Raw genomic sequence first — 19,719 nt, forward strand, 5'->3', positions numbered from 1 at the left:
GGACCGGTGCTGTGGTCAATGGCATTTGAGGGTGATGCGCAGCGCAGTGCGGACGGCGGGGGTGCCGACGTACTGGCTCTTCACGTCGTGCACCTCACGGCCGGCGGTGAGGTCGGTGTACGTGGGCGCGGTCGCGCACCCGTCGCCCCCGTCCTCGTCCTCTTGATCCTCCCAGCGCAGCACTGTCGTGTTGGTTACGGTGACGGTCACGGCCGGGTGGTCGCCCCGGGCGACCGTCAGCAGGCCGGTCTGCGAGTCGAAGGACCTGATGGTTCCCTCGACGTCTTCGCCGTCCGGGGTGCCGTCGTGGTCGGAGTCGCGGTTGCGCGGGTTGTGGCCGGAGCGGAACTCGTCACGGTTACTCTCGCCGTCGCCGTCGGCGTCCTCGTTGGCGTCGGAGATTCCATCGCCGTCGGAGTCGGACCGTTTCGGGTTGGTGCCGGCCACGAACTCCTGGGCATTCGTGAGCCGGTCGCGGTCGCGGTCTTCGGCGCCGTCCCGGATGCCGTCGCGGTCGGCGTCGGCGCGCCGGGGAGAGCTGCCGACCTTGTACTCCTGCAGGTTCGTCAGGCCGTCACGGTCGGGATCAGCCTTTGCGTCGTTGCGCCGCGGGTTGAGGTGGTTGGCCCGTTCCCAGCGGTCCGGCATGCCATCGTGGTCGCGGTCGCGCATGCTCGACCGCGGCGCGGCCGCGAGGGCGGCGTCCGCCCAGGCGACCGGCCCAATCAGGCCCGCCGCGACCGCTACCGCGATCGCCAACACGTTCATCCTGCGCACGTCGTCTCCCTTCGGAAGGACTGTGAGGTCGGCCGCCTCATCGGCCCCGCAGCGCCCAATTGAAGGGATGTGAACAAGGCAATGGCATTGATGGCTCCGCCCGCTTCGTGCGCGACATCGCGGGGACCGCACGACTCTTGCGGCGATACCCCCGGCGGTATACCCTTGCGCCCTGTTTCACGAGGAAGTAGGGGGTCGGACTGCCGCCTCTTGGCTATCGGGACGCCACCGTCGGCACGAGGCTGAACACGTTCTCCCGGCAGCTTCCCGGCGTCGTCGACATGCAGCTCCACGGTCGAATTCACGTCAACGACCGGGAACTGATCACCCCCGGCACCATCCCCAGCTGATGCGGAGCAAGCGACGGCCACCGCAGCGATTCTCGCAGCGCGGTGGCCGTCCACCCGCTCCGCCGACTCCGGTGCGTCCCATTTTGAACAGCCGCGCCGGTCACGCACCGACGCCCGGGCCGAGGTGAAGCCGGATGACCAGCAGCACGCTGGGCGCCGTGGACTCCGTGGCAGCGATCCTCGCCGCGGTGGCATGGTTCGACATCCGCTGCCGAGCCGACCTGGCGGGTACAGCGACCGGGAGCTGCGTTACTTCAACCGCAACACCCGGGCGTTGATCATCGTAATCTCGTTCCCATCGGACCGATGCTGTATCTGCGGTCCACCAAGAACGCCATGATCCTTATTCGGCCACGGCACCCACAGCCGCGTCCAGGGGCGGCCCAGGTTCCTGACAGGCAACCCCCCTTCTTCCCCGTGCGGCGCTGCGGCCTCGGGGCTGAGGCAGGGCCCATGGCCCTAGCCCCACCATCGGTGTGGCAGCAGGATGGAATGGAGAAGAAGGTGGTCGGTGGTGTCTGGACAGATCTTGGTCGGCGTCATCTGCGCGGCACCAGCGGAGGCCGCGTTGCGGTTTGCCTTTGCCGAGGCCGAGAAGCGCGGCGCGGCGATGACCGTCGTGGCTGTCGGCCCGGCCTCCGCACTCGAGGACGTGCTGGTCCGGGATCTGGTGCGGCGCTGGACCGAGAAACATCCGGCCGTCGAGGTGACATTTTCCGTACGCCGGACCGTGGACGGCGTCGTGACGCTCACCGCTGCCACCCGCTCGTGTGACTTGGCGATCGTTCAGGACGGCGCGGACGCGATCGCGATCAACGCGCTGGCCCGGCGGTCGCACAGCCCGCTCATCGTGGTACGCGACCGAGAGCCGACTTGTTGTCGGGAGCAAGCCGGCTCCCGGGCGGTACGAACTGTGTCGTAACCGTCCATTTCTGACGAACGATCACCACGGGGACGGCCGTCCACCGTACTGCGACGGCATCGCCGCCATACGCAGCACCCACCCGCTTCGTACGCGTCCAGGGCGCCACGCCCGTCTTACGACGTTGTGCGCAATGGGGGATGGGGTTTGTGAGCTGCGCTGATCCGGTCGGTGGTTACCAGGTAAGGCCGGATGAGCGGTCGGAGACGAGTCCGGCGACGGCATTGATGGTGTCGGGTAGGAGTTCGCGGCGGCCGGTGAAGCGTTGCAGTACGCGCCACCACTTGTGCTCGGCGATGGCATGTTCCACCGGGATGCGTTGCGACGACTGCACCTTGCGGGCGCTCTGCCACGGGGCGTGGAGCTCGGCAGACGCGCCGGGACGCGGCTTGAGCGGTGGCGCGCTCACCTGATCGGGATGATCGCGGGCCAGGCCTTGGTAGCCGGCATCGACGAGCAATTTGCACCGTGGGACGCAGTTCCAGCAGCGCCTCGATGCCTTCAGTCCGTACTGCGGTGGTGTCGTGCATACGCCCGGGCCGGGTGCCGCCGCACCACAACGTCGCACCGTGCTCGTCAGCGGCCACCGTCGTCTTGATGGTGTTCTGCTTGAGCTTGCCGGACACGAACGCCTTCCGCCCGGCGCGGCCGGCCCGTGGCCGGCGGACCCGGATCTCGGTGGCGTCCAACCGCACCGTCACCCCCTCGGCCGCGGCGTAGGCGAACACATCGGCCAAGGTGTGCAACCGCACCCCGGACGGCGCCGCACAGCCCCGACCGGCCAGCAGCGGCCGGACCTGCCCGATCGCCCGGGTGATCGTGGACCGGTCCACCCCGAACACCACCGCGATCGCCTCGTGCGGCATCGCCAGCCGCAGGTGAGCCAGGGTTACCAGAAGCCGGTCGGTGAACCACAAGGTGAGCCGACGTCCAGCCCCAGCCGCCCGGCGGCGACGCCCGCCCCTACGAGCGTGCAACCGGCCTTCCCGACTGGCCTGCCATAACGGGCGAACCTCGGCGACCAGCAGGTGCAGATGCCGGCGCGAGATCCCGGTGAACGCATGATGACTGAACACCCGACGAGCCCACCGCATCGACACCCGAAGATCTTCGCAGTCACCTCAGGGCCAGCCCCACCCGACTACTGTGCACCTCGTCGTTATTTGTCAGTGAGGTGTTCTCGGTAACTATTCGTCGCGCTGTTTGACTGACCGGCTACAGCTGGCCGCCAGGTTCTGTCCCGCGGATCATGCGTGGCGATCATGGATGACGGTCGTTGGGCCCGGCGTGGCGCGTGGTGATCTGAGCAGCGAGGAATGGGCTGTGCTGGAGCCGTTGCTTCCGGCACAGCCCATCCGAGGCGGGCAATGGCGAAACCATCGGCAGGTCATCAACGCGATCTGCTGGGTCAAACGCACCGGATCACCGTGGCGGGACCTGCCCGAACGGTACGGGCCCTGGAAGACCGCCCATCAACGGTTCGCCCGCTGGGCGGCCGACGGCACCTGGGCACGGTTGAAGGCACAGGTCATCGCCCTGGCCGAACTCGACGACGACGTCGACTGGGACTCTCAGGTCGACGCGACGATCGTGCGGACCCACCAGCATGCTGCCGGAGCGGCTAAAAGGGGCTGACGGTCGCCGAAGCCCAGGCACGCGAATGCATCGGCCGGTCCCGCGGCGGGCTGACCACGAAGATCCACACCCTCGCGGACGGTCGCGGCCGGTCCTTGGCCACGCTCATCACCCCCGGCCAGTGCGCGGACACCCGGCAGCTGATCCCGCTGCTGGGCCGGGTCCGGGTGGCCCGGCCCGGCGCTACCGGCCGCCCACGGACTCGCCCGGACTCGGTCACCGGCGACAAGGCGTACTCCTCGCGGGCGAACCGGCAGGCCCTGCGGGACAAGCGGATCCGCGCGACGATCCCGGAGCCCAACGACCAGATCGCCAACCGGAAACGCCGAGGTAGTCGCGGTGGCCGCCCGCCCGCGTTCGACCCGGCTGTCTACCGCCGCCGCAACCAGGTCGAGCGCGGCTTCAACCGGCGCAAACACTGGCGCGGACTGGCCACCCGCTTCGACAAGCTCGGCGCCAACTACCAGGCCACCCTCGACCTCGTCGAAATGCTCGACTGGCTACGCGCTGTCCCCGACGGACATGATCCGCGGGACAGAACCTAGCCGGATGTGGCTGGCGACGCGCCGACGGCGAGTGGTCCGATGTACGTCAGACGGCAATCGCCCAGGGAATCGCTGGGAAGTGGTAGACAACGGCCGTTTGGTATCGACGGGCATCGGAGCCGCAGGCCACCGGCCGTCGAGCGCGACTGGCATCAGCCCCGCCCACTGCGAATTTCGTGCGGGAAAGTGAGCGAGCGGCCTGTGCGGGCCCAGGTCGCCCTGTTGTCTTTCAGCGCAGGCCGCTGTAGGCGGCCATCACGATCTCCATGCCGCGGTTGTCCTCCTGCCGGTCCCGGTCGATCATCTGGTTCATGACATAGGCCACCGTCATGTGTGATCCGGGATCGTTCACGACCATCGAGCCGCCCCAGCCGCCCCAGCCGAAGGTGTTGCCGAACTTACCGAAGCCCACCGTCCAGGCCATCGGTGTCCCCAGCACGCGGTCGTCACCGCGGAGCACCTCCTGCCACGCGGGCTCGCAACCCTGGGCGGACAGCAGTCGCACGCCTGCGGCCGAACCTTGGTTCGCCAATACCGACTGGGCAAGGGCGACAGAACGAGCGTTGCCGAACCCGTTCACCGCGGGGATCTGCGCACGGCGCCAGGCCAGCGAGTTGGTGTCCTTGACCCGGATCGCGGCACCGGTGGTTTCCCGGCGCGCACCATCCGGTCCTGGGGGCGCGCTGGCGGCGTACTCGTCGGTCAGTGATGGCGGCGGGATGAGCGGTGCGACGCGGTGGTCATGTTCGGCGGAAAGCCCGATGTGGAAGTCCGCGCCCAGCGGTTTGGCCACCTCTTCGGAGAAGAACTCGCCGAGACTGCGGCCGGTGATGCGGCGGACGATCTCGCCCACGAGGAAGCCGAAGGTGAGCGCGTGATAGCCGGCGGCCGTTCCGGGTTCCCATTCGGGCGTCTGCGCGGCCAGCCCTGCCGTCACGCTCTCCCAGTCGTAAAGCTGCTCAACCGCCGTCAGCCCGGACAGGTCCGGAAGCCCCGCAGTGTGCGACAGCACGTGCCGCACCAGCACGTTCTCCTTGCCGGCCGCGGCGAACTCGGGCCAGTAGGCGGCGACCGGGGCAGACAGATCGAGCTGGCCCCGGTCGGCCAGGATCAGCGCGCACAGGGCGGTCATGTTCTTGGTGGTCGAGTTCACGCCGGTGAGGGTGTCGTGCTCCCAGCCGACGGAGCGGTCCGCATCGGCATACCCGCCCCAGATGTCGACCACCGGCTCGCCATCGATGTAAACGGCCGCTGAGGCACCCACGTCGTCCTTGCCAAGTGAAGCTGCAAGGGCCGCCTGGACTGCATCAAACCGCGGCTCGCAGAACCCCTTAACATCAGTCATGGGCGTAAGCCTCGATGACGCCAGGGCTTCCCACCCGACAATTCCCGCACTGGTTTTGTCGGGCGGGACGCGATCCAAGTCTTCACTACTCCAGCAAGGCGGCCTGACGACCGCGCGGTCGGCCAGCCGGGCCCTCGGTCGACCGCTCCTGTGTCTGCCCAGCGATCGGCCTGGTCGGCGGCCTCAGACGTTGCGCCGATGACCGCCACGGTGCCGTGTGCCGGGGGGGGGGCGACTCCGGTGGGGGCTCGGGTGCGGCCGCTGTGGCTCCTGCGGCTGGTTGGAAGTGGGGGGCGTTCCCTACCGTGGAGACACAGGAAAGGAAGGATGGGTACGCGTGCTGGAGCGGCTGAATCAGGCGCTGGACCACCTGGAGGCCTGCCTCGACCGGGAGGTCGACATGGGCGAGGTAGCCCGGATCGCCGCAGTGTCGGAGTACCACTTCCGGCGGCTGTTCTCCGCGCTTGCCGGGATGCCGCTCCCGGTGTACGTGCGGCGGCGACGAATGACGCTCGCCGGAGCCGAGGTGCTGGCCGGGGAGCTGACGCTGCTCGATGTCGCCGTGCGGTACGGGTACAGCTCGGGCGAGGCCTTCGCCCGGGCATTCCGGTCGGTGCACGGCATCGGGCCGGGCGAGGCCCGGCGCACGGGTGCCGTGCTCACGGCACAGCCGCGCATGTCCTTCCGTGTCGTCGTCGAAGGAACTACCACCATGCGGTACCGGATCGTGGAGAAGGAGCCGTTTCGGGTCGTCGGCAAGAAGGCCCGGCTCCCGCTCGTGCAGGAAGGTGTCAACGCGGCCGCCACGGCGCACCTGGAAAGCCTGGACAGGCAGGCAATCGTACGGATGAAGGAGCTGGCCGGCCGGGAACCAGACGGCATCCTGTCGGCGGTGGTGTACCTGACCGACAGCCGGGAAGAGGGCGCTGAGGCGGACTACTGGATCGGCGTCGTGACTGGGCCCGAGACGGCCGCCGAGGAGCTCGACGCCCTCGACGTGCCGGCCGGGACCTGGGCGGTCTTCGACAACCACGGACCCTATCCGAGCGCCCTCCAGGAGCTGTGGCGAGACGTGTTCACGCACTGGTTCCCCTCGAACCCGTACACGAGCCGGACCGGTCCAGAGCTCCTGCGGACGCGACCGGTGGAAACAGGTGCCGAGACCGCCTCCCAGCTGTGGATCCCGGTCGAGCGGGGCAGCGGGAGCGCCGGGACGTGAATACCGGCGCCTGGACGTTGCCTGCGCGCGGATGCGCACCGACGGCGTAGGGGTCATGCCGGTGCGGCGCGAAAGCAGTCCCCGACAGTGATACCTCCGCCCGGGTCGAGGCCGGGCGGGCCTGCCCCAAACCGGCCACGGGCCGGCCGCGCCGGGCGGAAGGCGTTCGTGTCCGGCAAGCTCAAGCAGAACACCATCAAGACGACGGTGGCCGCTGACGAGCACGGTGCGACGTTGTGGTGCGGCGGCACCCGGCCCGGGCGTATGCACGACACCACCGCAGTACGGACTGAAGGCATCGAGGCGCTGCTGGAACTGCGTCCCACGGTGCAAATTGCTCGTCGATGCCGGCTACCAAGGCCTGGCCCGCGATCATCCCGATCAGGTGAGCGCGCCACCGCTCAAGCCGCGTCCCGGCGCGTCTGCCGAGCTCCACGCCCCGTGGCAGAGCGCCCGCAAGGTGCAGTCGTCGCAACGCATCCCGGTGGAACATGCCATCGCCGAGCACAAGTGGTGGCGCGTACTGCAACGCTTCACCGGCCGCCGCGAACTCCTACCCGACACCATCAATGCCGTCGCCGGACCCGTCTCCGACCGCTCATCCGGCCCTACCTGGTAACCACCGACCGGATCAGCGCAGCTCACAAACCCCATCCCCCATTGCGCACAAGGTCGTTACGAGTACGCCCCCGCCCCACCCGGCCACAAACCACCCCCGCCAACCTGGTGCGCCGCAACGCCGACGGCGAGTTCGACAGGCTGTCGGGCCAGCCCCCATTGTAGGGACCGGGCCGTTCCGCTATGAACCCGATGTCCATACATTTGTTAGCTCCGTGCATTCGAGGCCGCAACCGGAACGACGACCACCTTTCGGTGAGATTTGCACGTCCCACCAGGTCGCGCGGCTCGTGCAGTCACGGCCCAGCCTTCAGTTACGCCGCCTCACTCGCCGTTGGGCTTCCGGACCGCGCCGACCCGTGAGACGTTGAAGTGTGGATCGAGAAGACCCCGACATCAGCAGTGGGATGGGCGAGACGACCGATCCGGTATCCGCTATGAGGTTCCCGCATGCCGCCCGGCTGGGGTCGCCCGACCACCCGGCGGCTGTCCGCAGGCTCTACGCCGCGGCGCTGACCAGCTTCGTCGTGCCGAGCCGGCGGTCGCGCACGTACACGTCGTAATCACGGTTGGTGTCACCCGGGATCAGGGTCGACGCGAGACTCGCGAAGACGACGTACCGGCCGTTCGCGCTGATGGCCTCGTTGACGCTGTAGTCGTCGGTCTGCGCTCCGGCCGTGCTGACACTGACCCGCTGCGTGACACGTCGCTGACGGTCCCGGACGAAGATGTCGAACTGATCGTTGCTGTCGCCGGGCACGAGATTGGAGGCGGCGGACAGGAACGTGACGTAGCGGCCGTTCGCGCTCATCGCCTGTCCGTCTCCGACGGACGTGTTGTTGGACTGGGCGCCGCCCGAGCTCACGCTGACCCGTTCAGTGCGGCCATACACGAGATCGCGCACGAACATGTCGAAGGCACCGTTGGTGTCGCCACTGACCAGGTTGGCGGCGCTGGAGGAGAAGGAGACGAACCGGCCGTTCGCGCTCATCGCCGGGGTTCCGCTGGTACCACCGTCGGCCTGGCTTCCGTCGGAGCTCACGTTGACGCGCTGGGTGGTCCGCCGTTTGCGGTCGCGTACGAACACGTCGCGGGCCCCGTTGGTGTCACCGGCCACCAGGTTCGACGCCTCGGAGCCGAAGACGACGTAGCGTCCTGTGGTGTCGGCTGCCACCTGGAAGTCCAGCCCGGCGCTGTTGCCGTCGGCCTGGAGGCCAGTCGTGCTCACGCTGACCCGCTCGGTGGTGCCGCGCCGCAGGTCCCGGAGGAACACATCCCCTGTGCCGTTGGTGTCACCGGGCACCAGGTTCGACGCGCGCGACGAGAAGACGACGTACCGGACGTCAGCGCTGATGGCCGGCCGGTAGCTCGGGCCGTTCGCCTGGGTTCCGGAAGAACTGATGCTCACCCGCGTGGTGGTGCCGCGTTTCCGGTCTCGTACGAAGATGTCGCTGGCAGCGTTGGTGTCGCGGTTCACCAGATTGGCGGCCACTGAGGCGAAGGCAACGTACCGGCCGTCGGCGCTGATGGATGGGGCATCGCTGAAGTTGTTGCCCTGGACCGCGCCGGAACCGATGCTGGTCAGCGCTGTGCGGCACACTCTGCCGTCCCGGACGAAGACGTCACCGACTCCGTTGCGATCGTTGTTCACCAGGTTGGAGGCGTTCGAGTGATACGCGATGTAGCGGCCGTTGGCGCTGATCGCAGGGCTGAAGCTGGCAGCGTTCCCGGGTGCCTCCCCACCGGTGCAAGTTGCCAACTCTGCAGTCATGCTCGCGTGTGCCGCGCCTGGTGAGGCGAACGCTCCCGCCGTGAGAAGCACTGCGGACAGCAGCACCGAGCACGCCTTCCGCTCCTTAAACGAGCACACTGCCGTCACCCTTCTCACCCTCCACGTAGCAGACGGGGACCTCACCTGCGGCAGAACCACGAACGCATCGCCCCGGAATTCAACAACTAGTCCAGATAGGCCGCTCACGGCGTCAAACACGCCTACGTCCTGCGAAAGTGTTCGCCCAGCCACTGCAGCGCAGAGCGCCCGTCGTGCACACCCTGCGTCGGCCGGGACCGGGGCTGCAGGCCTCCTCACGTTGGCTGGTCCAGCCGACAGTCGACGAACTGCGGAGCTGCGCCGGGATCGATCAGCCATTCCGTACGGCGGCGGGGTCGCCCGAGGAGACGCCGGTGCGCTTCGGCCGGATGATGACGGAACCGGTTCCGCGGCGAGGCTCCGGTTACGGCGGCTCTCTCCGATCTGGCGAGGGACAGGAAACCCGCATCGGTGAGCCGGGTCGACAATCTGACGGATCTGCACGCACGTCATCGCGGTGACGTTCGCGCCGGGTGGCGACCGCACCGCGTCCAGCAACGCGGTCCAGGATGTGCGGCCGGTCACCAATGCGGCGATGAGCGAGTACGGCCAACCCGCGATCATCCGGTGTTCGTACCTTCCCCGACCGCAGGTGGGCAGAACAAGCACTGCGGACTGCAGGCCGATGACCGTGCGTTTGCTGAACGTGTTAGGTCAACGGGCAAAAGCGAAATCGGTGACTGCGGGCATGCGATGAAAGCCAGCGGATGCGTAGGTCGCGACAGCGCCCCCGTTCGATGTTGGGGTGGCGACGGTGGCGCTGGAAGCGCCCATGTCTTGCAGGGTCGAGGCTGCGGCAAGGGTGATCGCGGTGCCGTAGCCGTGACCGCGATGGTCGCGGTGAACGCCCATGGGCTCCAGGAGACCGGGACGGCCCTCGCCGGCTGACCACACGGTGGCTGCCGCTACCGCGTTGTCCTGGCCGTCATAGCCCACCAGGCAGTGGGCCTGCCGGTATGCCGGCGACTGCGACATCACGGCCCACAGGTCGGCGGTGAAGGTCGAGCGGTCGAAGGCCGCGCGTTGCACCGCGACCCGATCAGCGACCCGGTCATGACCGACAATCTCCACGCGCAAATCGGGGACCTCGACGGGCTCCTGTAGATCGTGGACCAGCGGCGTCCACGGCTCGTCATTGACCCAGCCGCGCTGGTGAAGCAGTGAACGTAAGGCCACACCGAAACGGGCTTCCACGATCACCTTGTCGCCCATCAGGACCCCCCGGGTGGGATCCTCAAGGTCATCCACGAGTGCCTGCGCGAGGTCCTCATCCTGGGCTGCTGATGGCGTGACACCCATCCGGATCAGCGACGCCTGGTCCAGAAACCCGACCGCTACGACGGTCCCCCTCACGGTCCAGACTCGTAGGGCCTTGGCCAGGGCGGCTGGTCCGAAACGCCAATGCCACCCGAGGTCGCCCGGATGCAACTGGACCGGGAGGCCGTCCTGCTGCCATGACGCCAAGTCGGACAGGATCGCGTCGAGCGCGTGGGGATCCGGCGTCGCAAGGTCGACATGCATGTGACGATCCAATCCTATTGCCCGCCCGCGACGCACTCCCAATTCGCGGCGCCGCGCGTCGGGGACAACGCGCGAGCGCGTCGGCGTACAGGTACGCCGAAATGTGCATGGGTCGGGGACGCGGAGCACTCCGATTCTGGGGCGGCTGCGGGCTGGTGATCCGTTTCGCCGCTGCTCACGCTGAGTAGTCGGTGGAGCTGACTGACGTCCGGATCGGGGATACTTACATCCCCATCAAACTCGTCAGTCTGCCAACGCGGCGGTGAGGTCGACCTCGACGAGTTGGCCCTGGTAGCCGAGCGATGCTACGCCCAACAGCGTGCTGGCGGAGGCGAAGGCCGGGCCAGCACGGAGGCGTTGAGTTGTCGCCACACCGCGGCCAGGATCGCGCTGTCCGCGCTGACCACGTAGATGACCGACCGAACCACCTCGGCCGGGTTGGATCCGGCCGCCTCCAATACCGCCAGGCAGTTCGCTATCACCTGCTCAGTTTGGGCGGCATAGTCACCGGGCTCGCCGACCACCGCGCCGGACAGATCTAGCGGACACTGACCGGCCAAATGCGCGAGCCGACCGGACGTCGAGATTGTCACGTGGCTGTAGCCCGCCGGCTCATGCACCGTTCGAGGACTGAACTTCTCGATCATCGACCTATTGTGCCCAACTGCCGACAAGGCGGTCCGGCCTCCACTCGGGTGAGGGACGATCCTCAGCTTCGCGGCGTCGTGAGGGAGGGCGCCTACTTGCGGCGTGGGTGGCCGGGGGGCCGAGCACCCGGCCGGACCCGAACCAGGAGCCGGCGCGCTGGTGGGCTGGTTCGCCGCCGGCGCAGTACCCCTCGCGGTCGCCGGCGCGGCGCTGCTGGCCCACGGCCGGGTCCTGCTCTACGGCGCCGCACTGACCCGGCCGCCCACGCCGGGGCGCGGGCCGGGAAGAAGATCGTGGGACGCATCAGCGACGCGACGTTCGTCCTGCTGGTCGAGGTCGGCCTCGTGGTCGCCGGACTGCTGTTGCTCGCCGGACTCTGACAACAGCAACGCGCGGAGGTTCATGAATGGAGCGGGCTTGGCGAAGTGGTACCCCTGGGCGAGGGTGCAGTCGAGGTCGCGTAGGCGTTGGGCCTGGGTGGCGGTCTCGACTGCCTCGGCGATCGTGATCAGGCCCAGGCTTCGGCTGAGCTCCAGGATGGCGCGGATGAACGCGATCTCGCGGGTACCGCCGTTGTCGATCTGCTGGGCGGTGAAGGAGCCGTCCATCTTGAGGATGTCGACGGGCAGTTCGCGCAGGTAGGCCAGGGACGAGTAACCGGTGCCGAAATCGTCGATGGCGATGCGCACCCCGTGCTTGCGCAGTGCCTGCAGCTGCGCGATGACCGTCGCGGCGTCGGTGACGGACGTGACCAGTACAGTCTCGGTGATTTCGACGATCAGGGCACGTCCGGGTACCGCGCAGGTGTCCAGCAGGTTCAGCAGGTGCCCGGCGAACAGCGGGTCGCGCAGCTGCTGGGCGGAGACGTTCACCGTGACGGCGACCTGGTGCTCTGGCCAGAGCCGGCGGAGATCCGTGCAGACCTGGCGTAGCACCCAGTTGCCGATGGTGGTGATGGCGCCACCCTGCTCGGCCAGCGGGATGAACTGATCGGGAGGGATGCGGGTGCCGTCGGGGCGCGTCCAACGCAGCAGCGCCTCCGCGGCCGCGATGTCGCCGGTGGCCAGATCGATGATCGGTTGGTAGTGCACCTCGAACTCGCCGGCCTCGACGGCGTGGTGCATCTGTGCCACCAGCTCTGCGTTGGCGAGCCGTTCGGCGTGTACCGCGGGATCGAAGACGGCGACCTGATCGCCGCCGCGGGTGCGGGCGAGGCGCAACGCCAGGTCGGCGTCACGCAGCGCCGGCGAGCACGGCTGCCCGGCCGGCAGGGCCACGGCGCCGATGCTGGCGCTGAAATGGCGAGCGGTCAGCCCCCGCACCCGATACGGGTGGCGCACCGCGGTGAGGATCCGCTCGGCCAGCCCGCTGCCGTCGAGGTCGTCGCCGGCGAGCGCGCACACGGCGAACTCGTCCGCCCCCAAGCGGACCACGGTGGCACTGCTGGGCACTTCCGCGCGAATCCGGCCGCCGGTCTCCGTGAGGAGGACGTCGCCGGCCTGGTGGCCGAACGCGTCGTTGAAGTCCCGGAAACCGTCGAGGTCGACCAGCAGGAGCACCCGGTGATGGCGGCTGGCTTCGTCCAGGCAGTCCTGGAGCACGACGCGACTACCCAGGCCCGTCAGCGCGTCGAGATGGACCCGGCGGTTGAGCAGGGTGGCCAGCTGCGACAACCGGACGATCAGCAGCACCGACATCGCGGCACCGAGGATCCCCAGCACGATCAACCGCGCCGACAGACCGGCGGGCAGGGCGGCGGCGGCGATGCTGACGGTGCTGAGTGCGCTGACACCGACGGTCAGCGACACATAGGTCGCCAACCGGCGGCGTGACGCCGGTGACGGGTTGCCCGGCATGCTGCCGGTACTGCGCGCCATCGAGGGTGCAACGCCGCGCCGCCGATGAGTAGGTACGTTCCCAGCCAGCCGAGTGCGGTGAGCGTGTCCCGGCCTTCACCTGCTAGCAGTAGCGCGTAGTTGACGGTGTCGGTGGCCACGAGTAACCCGGCCGCGCCGACCATGAGCCGGTAGGCGGGCGTGCGTACCCGGGAGATCACCACGACCCGTACGGTCAGCACCAGGATCAGCAGATCCACGCACACGTAGAACAGGTAGCTTCCCAGGCGCAGCCCGGCGAAGCGGCCGTCGAACAGCATGGGCGCGAGCACCAGTGTCCACAGCGTGGCGCCGCCGCCGAGCGCGACGATCCCGGCGTCCACCGCGCCGCTGCGTTGTTCGGCGGGTCGAACCCACCGGTACACGCTCGACGCGATCAGCACCAGCGTGGCCAGGTAGCAGGCGTCGCCGACGGAGGGGAACCGCGGCACGCCGGCGGGGCCCATCGCCACGGCCCAGCCCACGTTCGCGAACAGCGACATGGCCACCGCCGCGGCCAGCAACCACCAGGGCGCGGCCCAGACCGGCCGGTGCCGACGCACGCCCACGGCTACGGCGGCGATGACCGAGGCCGCCACCGCCACGTAAACCCAGACCCGCACGGCCGGGGGCAGCAGCGCCCCGCCCACCAACGCGACAGCGCCGATGCCGAGGTACCAGCGATGCAGGCCCTCGTCCGCAACGCCACGCGCCGGACTGAGCAACGTGTCGCGGCTCATATCCCATGGATACCGACCGCCGGTTGTCATCCAGGTGCGAGCCCGTATCACGCACGGTGTCTCGGATCCACCAGACGCGCCTGATGAGCCCTAATGAAGGCCACGGGGATCGGCGGGCACGGGTGGTCAACAACTCATCCCGCCCGCCGCCCCCAAAGATCAACGAACTGATCCGAAATCCAGATCACGGCAGCGGCCCGCACCCTGTCCGCGGACAGGCGGACATCCGAATGCGACCTCGCCGGGCAGAACGGCGTGCGTGCGCACGTACGCCCGTCTACAGGCCACGGCGACCCGCGCCGGCCCAAGGTAGAAACACCTGCGGCCGGAGGTAGCAAGTGCGGCGCCCTCTGATCGTCAACAACACAGGACAAACGGATGGCAACCCATATATCACCGTTCCTCCTGACAGTTCCGCGTCAGTGGACCTGCCCCGATTTCCGAGTGCTCCAGTTGATCAGTCGGCGCCAGCAGATGAAGGCGCAGTGAGGTTCCCCGACGCGGTGGAGCGGTGGTAGCCCGCCGCCGGCCGAGCAGGCAAACGGTGTCGGCTCGCTGTGGTCGGCCTGAAACGTGTGCCAGGCGGTCACGTACCCGCTGAGGCGGAGGTAGTCCAGCTCGTGCTGGATGCGGCGGGCGTTGTACGAGCGCCGCGACCGGCAGAATTGTGCCCTGGCTGCGGCCACGCGGATTGTGGTTCACCCGGACGGCGGGACCGGTTAGGCGCTCCCGGCAACGCTGACCAGGCGCGTGGTGCCTGCGGCCAGATCGCGTACGAACACGTCCGCGACCTGGTTCGTGTCGCGGGCTACCCGGCGATGAGCGACAACGGCCACTACATCACGTTCGACTCGGGTGGGGAACTGGTGCCGGACGACACCAACAGCCGAACCGATGTGTACGTCCGCCACCTCACCCGCGGCACGATCAACCGTGCCAGCCTCAGCTCCACAGGTGCGCAAGGCGACGCCGCCAGCCACTCGCCGGTTATCAACGACAACGGCCGCTATGTCGCGTTCTCCTCGGAGGCCTCGAACCTGGTCTCGGGCGACACGAACGGGAAGACCGACGTGTTCGTTCGTGACCTGCTCCGCAAGACCACACGACGAGTAAGCGTCAGCCGTGCCGGTCTGCAAGGCAATGCCGCCAGCACCTCGCCGATCATCACCGGCAACGGCCGCTACGTCGTGTTCTACTCCGAAGCGTCCAACTTGGTGCCGGGCGACACCAACGGGGAAGCCGACCTGTTCGTGCGCGACCTGATTCGTCGCACCACCCGCCTGATCTCGGTCGGACGCACGGGCGGAAGCTCCTAACACGATCTCAACGTAGTCCAGTCGATCGGTCGTGCAGGCAAATCAGGCCGAAGGCAGGCTCACGATCTTGTGCTCAATGCGGTGGGGGCTGAGCTGAGCGGACGCGGGAGTCGGGCTACCAGGAGCCTGAGTACGGTCGGGCTGACGGGTTTGAACCTGCGAGCCCTTGATCCCCAGGCCGTTGGGGTAAGTGTTTCCGCACGTCACACCCGATGCCACACGTTCGGTGGTGTGACCTTACGCAGGCCGCGCGCAGTCGTGCACGACGTGTGGTCCCCAAATGGTCCCCATCTGCCGTCTGGGCGAACCGCTTGGCATGATGGTGTCTTCATGGCTGCTATTGATCTTTGCCGCGATAGCTTGGACGGGCTGTCAGTCGGCGACGCGCTTGGTGCGCAGTTCTTCGTCCCAGGCACTTCCTACGCCGAGCTGGAAGCTGGTCGCCCGCCCCACGGCCCCTGGCCCTGGACCGATGACACCGAGATGGCCTGCACCATCGTCAGCGAGCTTCAGGAACGCGGCGACATCGACGCTGACCGCCTGGCTGCTGCCTTCGCGCAGCGGTACGAGCCATACCGCGGCTACGGCGCAGGTGCGATCGTCATCCTCCGCCAGATCCGTGACGGAGCCGACTGGCGGCAGGTAGCACGCTCCGCCTTCGACGGTCAGGGTTCCATGGGCAACGGCGCAGCCATGCGTGTAGCGCCCCTGGGTGCCTTCTACGCCGGTGACTCCCGGGCTGCGGCGCTGCGCGCGATGCGCTCGGCCGAGGTGACCCACGCTCACCCGGAGGCAGTGCTGGGCGCGATGGCAGTGGCCGTGGCCGCTGCCGAAGCAGGTGCCGCCCGGCGAGTGGATCACCGGCCCGAGCCGCACGCACTGCTGCAGGCGGTATTGGAGCACCTCGTCGAGAGCCGTATCAGCGCGGGCATCCGGCGCGCCGTGGTCCTGCTCGGGGCCAGCGTGGCCGAGGCCGCCTACCAACTGGGCAACGGAGCGCGGGTGCTGGCGCAGGACACGGTGCCCTTCACTCTGTGGGCGGCGGCAACCTTCCTGCACGATTACCCCGCGGCGGTCCTGGCGTGCATAGAGGCGGGCGGTGACGTGGACACCACCGCCTCCATCGTTGGGGGCATCGTCGCCACCTTCACCGGCACCGGCCCGGGTGGCATTCCCCCGCCCTGGCTCACCGCACGCGAGCCGCTGCCAACGTGGGCCAACAGCTAGCCCCGTCCACATCAAGATCACCCCCGTGTTGGTCGATCCGGACGCCGTCGACACACCGCTGGGGCTGGCCACTGTGTACGAATTGGCGTACCGGCTCTCCAGTCGAGACAGCATGGGGCTTGGTCCTAGAAACGTCTGGAGTGCTCATGACGAACTCTTTTGATGTGACGGTTGCGCGCATAGCGGAGGACAACGGCTGGTCAAGGCTTCGAAGGGCCAGGGACTTCGTCGATGCGTGGCCGTCGTATGTCGATCAATGCTCCCGCGGGTACGACATGAACATCTACGAATACGAGAATGATCTCTCGGTCCGCGGGATGATCGACCAGCTGTTGAACAACGAGGATCTTGCTCGTTTCCAGAGTTCGCCGATTTCGGTGACCGAGTGACCGATACTGACGCCGAATTCCGGGGCTCTCCTGCAGGAGGGCGTGGAAATTCGAGCTTCTGGTTCGCCTTGGTGGGAGCGAGGAGTTCCGCGAATGGCGGGAGCCGAGCTGGCCAAAGATTTGACCAAATGCCCCGGGAGGCTGTTCGAGAGGTGCCTGGCCGGTAGGCGGGCTCTGGTAACGCCCATGGTCACCACGACCGGCACAGCCGGGTCGACCCACCGGACCGGCAACTGAGGCCGCCTGCTTGACCACCGGTCAAGGTGCGCCACCACCCGCAAAACTTGACTCTCGTGGTCCCCAAGCAACACGAAAAAGGGCTGGCCCAAGATCGGGACCAGCGTTCTGAACTGCGGAAACACTCTGTCGGGCTGACAGGATTTGAACCTGCGCCCTCTTGACCCCCAGGCAACAAGCGGGGTCGACGACATGCCGCGACACATGCCGCCACTTGGTGGAAGCTTCCTCAGCCGTCCACAAGCGTCCGGGGCTGTCCCAGGCGATTGTCACCCAGTTAGTCACCCAGCCCCATGGCTACGGGTCAGAGCAAGACTTCTTCGTGGACCTCCGCCCGATCGCGCCGGCCACGAGCAACCGGACTACGTTCGTAGGTCGTTAGTGAGGTGATCTCAGCGACTTTCGGTCAGATAGCGGTATTCGAAGTGGTCAGGTGTAGTGCGGCTGCGACGATGTCGCCGATCCGGCGAGGGCTGCTGGTGGTGGTGTGGCGTAGCGTTTTCCAGCGTCCGGTCAGGATGGCGAAGCCGCGTTCGCCTTGCCAGCGCAGGCCGCGTAGCCGATTGACGGCGCGGTTGGCCACGGCGAGGTGTTTGCCGTCGGCGGGTTGCCGGGTCGGGGTCTTGATGCCGTGACCTGCACCGTCGTAGCCGGCGTCGGCCAGAGCGGGCAGGTCGATCTCGGCGGCAGCCCAGTTCAACGCGGCAGTGACGCCCAGCCTTTGCGCGCAGGTCAGGTCGTGCAGATGGCCCGGTGATGCCTCGGAGGTCCAGATCGGAAGGCCGTCCGGACGCATGATCGCCTGGATGTTCGCCCCGAAGTCGCGGTGCTTTCCGGAATACCAGGCGTCGATCGCGGCGCCTTTGACACTCGTAGTGGTCTCGGACAGGCGGTCGCAGTCGAACAACTTGCCGTCCAGGATCACGAACGCCCAGCCTTGGTCGGCGGCCCGCTGCAATGCCTCGTGCAGATCCGGCCAGCGGGCGGCAAGTACCGCGATGCCCTCGGCCACGTAGCGGTACGCGGTGGCTCTCGAGACGCCGAACCCGGCGCCGAGCAGCCTCGTGTCCCCGGCCTTGCGAAACCAGATCAGGACCAGCAGCGCCTGGTAGAAGCTCGTCAACGCGCGGGTACCGCGCCGGGTCCGACGAGCACGGCGTTCCGCGGCCAACAGCCGGGCGAGGTGATGCACCAGATCCCTGGGCACGTCGAGCATGGCAACATAGGCGATCACGTGGAGCCTCTCGCAGACCGTTTCCTTCGCAAGAACTGGTCTATCGATGGCTCCGCGCCTGTATCCAGCACTGTCCAGACGGTCCCCATATACCCGTGTCGCTCACACCTGGCCAGCAAACCTCGCTGAGATCACGTCAGTAGCTCCAGGCGAACCGCCGCCACGGACTCCGGCCGGGTAGCCGGCCATTACTCGCCCGCGAGATGAACGTCAATCCCGACCTGCCTCCTGCCGCGCCCGGCGCTCCAGATCTTCACCGAGATCGATAGCCCGGAACGCGACACGGTCGCCGCAGCGGCCTGAGCCGCAACCTCGCCGGTTACCTGAGGCAGCGGTGGCCGTCGGTAACAACATCACTACGCAAGGTCAGGGTAACCCCCCAACGCACGAACCATTACAGGTTCTTTGCATCAACATCCTCCGGAAAGGGGCCAAAGCGTCATGCTGCCGATGGATCCGGAACGACCGTTCATCCGATGTCTTCCCTGCTCCGAACACTTATGTTGCTGGTTCCTGCCGCCGTGAGGGCCGGCTGTGATCTGACGGAGAACCCCAATAATGCGAACCGCAACAAGGCCACGCGCGATTGTCATGGCCACCGGCGCGTTGGTGCTCACCGCGCTGGCTGCATGTTCGTCGCCGTCGGCGACGCAGGAACTGGACGCCCAGCCCGAAAGAATCGCTCACGGGAAAGAGGTCTACCACTTCAACTCCCTCGAGGACATGACGGCGACCGCCGACCTGGTCGTGCAAGCGCACGTCGCCTCCGTCAAGCCGGGTCGATGGATCGGCCCGCCGGGAGGGGCGGACGGCGAGCGGGTCCGCGAGGTCACGCTCCAGGTGGACCGGGTCGTGCTGAGCAGGATCGGCGACGTGCCGGCCAACATCACCCTCGACGAGTGGGGCTGGGACAACAAAGGCAACGGCTACCAGTTCGAGAACGTCACCTGGACCAAGGCCGGCGACCAGGGTTACTACTTCCTGACCCGGACTCCCGAGGTGGCGAACAACTTCGGGCTGATCAGCTCGCAGGGCAGGCTGCTGGTGCAGGGCAACGGATCGGCCGCCAAGCTGAACCCCAGTGCGGGCAAGGATGACGAGATCCATGCCGCCTTGTCGGCGTTGCCGCCGAGCACATTCGAGGAGCATCTGCGCAAGACCGCCGCGGACGCCAAGTCCGGCAAGATCAAGCCGGTGGAAAAGAGCTTCCGGGAGCAGTAATGGCATTCCCGCGTATCCTGCGGCAGATCTC

16 protein-coding genes and 2 pseudogenes are annotated in these 19,719 nt (G+C 67.7%); 8 read left to right on the forward strand and 10 right to left on the reverse strand.

Features of this window, described 5'->3' with window-relative positions:
• Nucleotides 1-15: 15 nt before the first annotated feature.
• Complete coding sequence (locus ACMCNO_RS22355; protein WP_412751420.1) at nucleotides 16-777, reverse strand: hypothetical protein; 762 nt, start codon at nucleotides 775-777, stop codon at nucleotides 16-18.
• A gap of 879 nt (nucleotides 778-1,656) precedes the next feature.
• On the opposite strand from ACMCNO_RS22355, the gene ACMCNO_RS22360 reads away from it, so the two are divergent.
• Complete coding sequence (locus tag ACMCNO_RS22360; protein WP_412751421.1) at nucleotides 1,657-2,049, forward strand: hypothetical protein; 393 nt, start codon at nucleotides 1,657-1,659, stop codon at nucleotides 2,047-2,049.
• A gap of 175 nt (nucleotides 2,050-2,224) precedes the next feature.
• Here the strand turns inward: ACMCNO_RS22360 and ACMCNO_RS22365 are convergent, their stop codons facing one another.
• The gene (locus ACMCNO_RS22365; RefSeq protein ID WP_412753927.1) at nucleotides 2,225-2,509 is read right to left on the reverse strand and encodes a hypothetical protein; all 285 of its coding nucleotides are present in this window, start codon (nucleotides 2,507-2,509) and stop codon (nucleotides 2,225-2,227) included.
• A 31-nt stretch (nucleotides 2,510-2,540) separates the two neighbouring features.
• Nucleotides 2,541-3,143 (reverse strand): annotated as a pseudogene (locus tag ACMCNO_RS22370) (transposase family protein); the annotation flags it as partial.
• A gap of 172 nt (nucleotides 3,144-3,315) precedes the next feature.
• Here ACMCNO_RS22370 and ACMCNO_RS22375 point away from each other — a divergent pair.
• Nucleotides 3,316-4,229, forward strand: a pseudogene (locus ACMCNO_RS22375) (IS5 family transposase).
• A 229-nt stretch (nucleotides 4,230-4,458) separates the two neighbouring features.
• Here the strand turns inward: ACMCNO_RS22375 and ACMCNO_RS22380 are convergent.
• Nucleotides 4,459-5,574 carry a serine hydrolase domain-containing protein gene (locus tag ACMCNO_RS22380; RefSeq protein ID WP_412751422.1) on the reverse strand — a complete coding sequence of 372 codons (1,116 nt, stop codon included), beginning with the start codon at nucleotides 5,572-5,574 and terminating at the stop codon, nucleotides 4,459-4,461.
• 337 nt (nucleotides 5,575-5,911) lie between these two features.
• On the opposite strand from ACMCNO_RS22380, the gene ACMCNO_RS22385 reads away from it, so the two are divergent.
• Both ACMCNO_RS22385 and ACMCNO_RS22390 read left to right on the forward strand, forming a co-directional pair.
• Entirely contained in the window at nucleotides 5,912-6,793 is an 882-nt protein-coding gene (locus ACMCNO_RS22385) for an AraC family transcriptional regulator (RefSeq protein ID WP_412751423.1), read from the forward strand.
• Nucleotides 6,794-7,127: 334 nt separating this feature from the next.
• Nucleotides 7,128-7,412 (forward strand): hypothetical protein, encoded by a 285-nt coding sequence (locus ACMCNO_RS22390; RefSeq protein ID WP_412751424.1) that lies wholly within the window; start codon nucleotides 7,128-7,130, stop codon nucleotides 7,410-7,412.
• Between the two features lie 498 nt (nucleotides 7,413-7,910).
• Here ACMCNO_RS22390 and ACMCNO_RS22395 read toward each other — a convergent pair whose 3' ends face one another.
• From ACMCNO_RS22395 to ACMCNO_RS22415, 5 genes are all read right to left on the reverse strand, one after another.
• Nucleotides 7,911-9,290 (reverse strand): TolB family protein, encoded by a 1,380-nt coding sequence (locus tag ACMCNO_RS22395; protein WP_412751425.1) that lies wholly within the window; start codon nucleotides 9,288-9,290, stop codon nucleotides 7,911-7,913.
• A 645-nt stretch (nucleotides 9,291-9,935) separates the two neighbouring features.
• A complete protein-coding gene (locus tag ACMCNO_RS22400) occupies nucleotides 9,936-10,802 on the reverse strand; it encodes a GNAT family N-acetyltransferase (protein ID WP_412751426.1) in 867 nt (288 codons plus the stop codon).
• A gap of 305 nt (nucleotides 10,803-11,107) precedes the next feature.
• The gene (locus tag ACMCNO_RS22405) at nucleotides 11,108-11,449 is read right to left on the reverse strand and encodes a RidA family protein (RefSeq protein WP_412751427.1); all 342 of its coding nucleotides are present in this window, start codon (nucleotides 11,447-11,449) and stop codon (nucleotides 11,108-11,110) included.
• Between the two features lie 237 nt (nucleotides 11,450-11,686).
• A complete protein-coding gene (locus tag ACMCNO_RS22410) occupies nucleotides 11,687-13,327 on the reverse strand; it encodes a putative bifunctional diguanylate cyclase/phosphodiesterase (RefSeq protein WP_412751428.1) in 1,641 nt (546 codons plus the stop codon).
• Nucleotides 13,249-14,064: a hypothetical protein gene (locus ACMCNO_RS22415; RefSeq protein ID WP_412751429.1), complete on the reverse strand. Its 816-nt coding sequence runs from the start codon at nucleotides 14,062-14,064 to the stop codon at nucleotides 13,249-13,251. The genes ACMCNO_RS22410 and ACMCNO_RS22415 overlap by 79 nt, the downstream gene beginning before the upstream one ends.
• A gap of 818 nt (nucleotides 14,065-14,882) precedes the next feature.
• On the opposite strand from ACMCNO_RS22415, the gene ACMCNO_RS22420 reads away from it, so the two are divergent.
• The 3 genes from ACMCNO_RS22420 (at nucleotide 14,883) to ACMCNO_RS22430 (ending at nucleotide 16,996) form a co-directional block, all read left to right on the forward strand.
• Complete coding sequence (locus tag ACMCNO_RS22420; RefSeq protein WP_412751430.1) at nucleotides 14,883-15,380, forward strand: TolB family protein; 498 nt, start codon at nucleotides 14,883-14,885, stop codon at nucleotides 15,378-15,380.
• A gap of 330 nt (nucleotides 15,381-15,710) precedes the next feature.
• The gene (locus tag ACMCNO_RS22425) at nucleotides 15,711-16,607 is read left to right on the forward strand and encodes an ADP-ribosylglycohydrolase family protein (protein WP_412751431.1); all 897 of its coding nucleotides are present in this window, start codon (nucleotides 15,711-15,713) and stop codon (nucleotides 16,605-16,607) included.
• Between the two features lie 146 nt (nucleotides 16,608-16,753).
• Nucleotides 16,754-16,996, forward strand: coding sequence for a hypothetical protein (locus tag ACMCNO_RS22430; protein ID WP_412751432.1), 243 nt, complete (start codon nucleotides 16,754-16,756; stop codon nucleotides 16,994-16,996).
• A 643-nt stretch (nucleotides 16,997-17,639) separates the two neighbouring features.
• On the opposite strand, the gene ACMCNO_RS22435 is transcribed toward ACMCNO_RS22430, so the two are convergent.
• Nucleotides 17,640-18,467 carry a transposase family protein gene (locus ACMCNO_RS22435; RefSeq protein ID WP_412751433.1) on the reverse strand — a complete coding sequence of 276 codons (828 nt, stop codon included), beginning with the start codon at nucleotides 18,465-18,467 and terminating at the stop codon, nucleotides 17,640-17,642.
• A gap of 591 nt (nucleotides 18,468-19,058) precedes the next feature.
• On the opposite strand from ACMCNO_RS22435, the gene ACMCNO_RS22440 reads away from it, so the two are divergent.
• A complete protein-coding gene (locus ACMCNO_RS22440) occupies nucleotides 19,059-19,688 on the forward strand; it encodes a hypothetical protein (RefSeq protein WP_412751434.1) in 630 nt (209 codons plus the stop codon).
• Nucleotides 19,689-19,719 lie beyond the last annotated feature (31 nt).

This window comes from Krasilnikovia sp. M28-CT-15, assembly GCF_047159595.1.
Classification (GTDB): domain Bacteria; phylum Actinomycetota; class Actinomycetes; order Mycobacteriales; family Micromonosporaceae; genus Actinoplanes.

Excerpts from the sequence above, each read along its gene's own strand:
- ACMCNO_RS22430 (WP_412751432.1), top strand. The coding sequence starts at position 16,754 with ATGACGAACTCTTTTGATGTGACGGTTGCGCGCATAGCGGAGGACAAC.
- ACMCNO_RS22400 (WP_412751426.1), bottom strand. The coding sequence starts at position 10,802 with ATGCATGTCGACCTTGCGACGCCGGATCCCCACGCGCTCGACGCGATC.
- ACMCNO_RS22415 (WP_412751429.1), bottom strand. The coding sequence starts at position 14,064 with ATGAGCCGCGACACGTTGCTCAGTCCGGCGCGTGGCGTTGCGGACGAG.
- ACMCNO_RS22425 (WP_412751431.1), top strand. The coding sequence starts at position 15,711 with ATGGCTGCTATTGATCTTTGCCGCGATAGCTTGGACGGGCTGTCAGTC.
- ACMCNO_RS22405 (WP_412751427.1), bottom strand. The coding sequence starts at position 11,449 with ATGATCGAGAAGTTCAGTCCTCGAACGGTGCATGAGCCGGCGGGCTAC.
- ACMCNO_RS22380 (WP_412751422.1), bottom strand. The coding sequence starts at position 5,574 with ATGACTGATGTTAAGGGGTTCTGCGAGCCGCGGTTTGATGCAGTCCAG.
- ACMCNO_RS22420 (WP_412751430.1), top strand. The coding sequence starts at position 14,883 with ATGAGCGACAACGGCCACTACATCACGTTCGACTCGGGTGGGGAACTG.
- ACMCNO_RS22440 (WP_412751434.1), top strand. The coding sequence starts at position 19,059 with ATGGCCACCGGCGCGTTGGTGCTCACCGCGCTGGCTGCATGTTCGTCG.
- ACMCNO_RS22410 (WP_412751428.1), bottom strand. The coding sequence starts at position 13,327 with ATGGCGCGCAGTACCGGCAGCATGCCGGGCAACCCGTCACCGGCGTCA.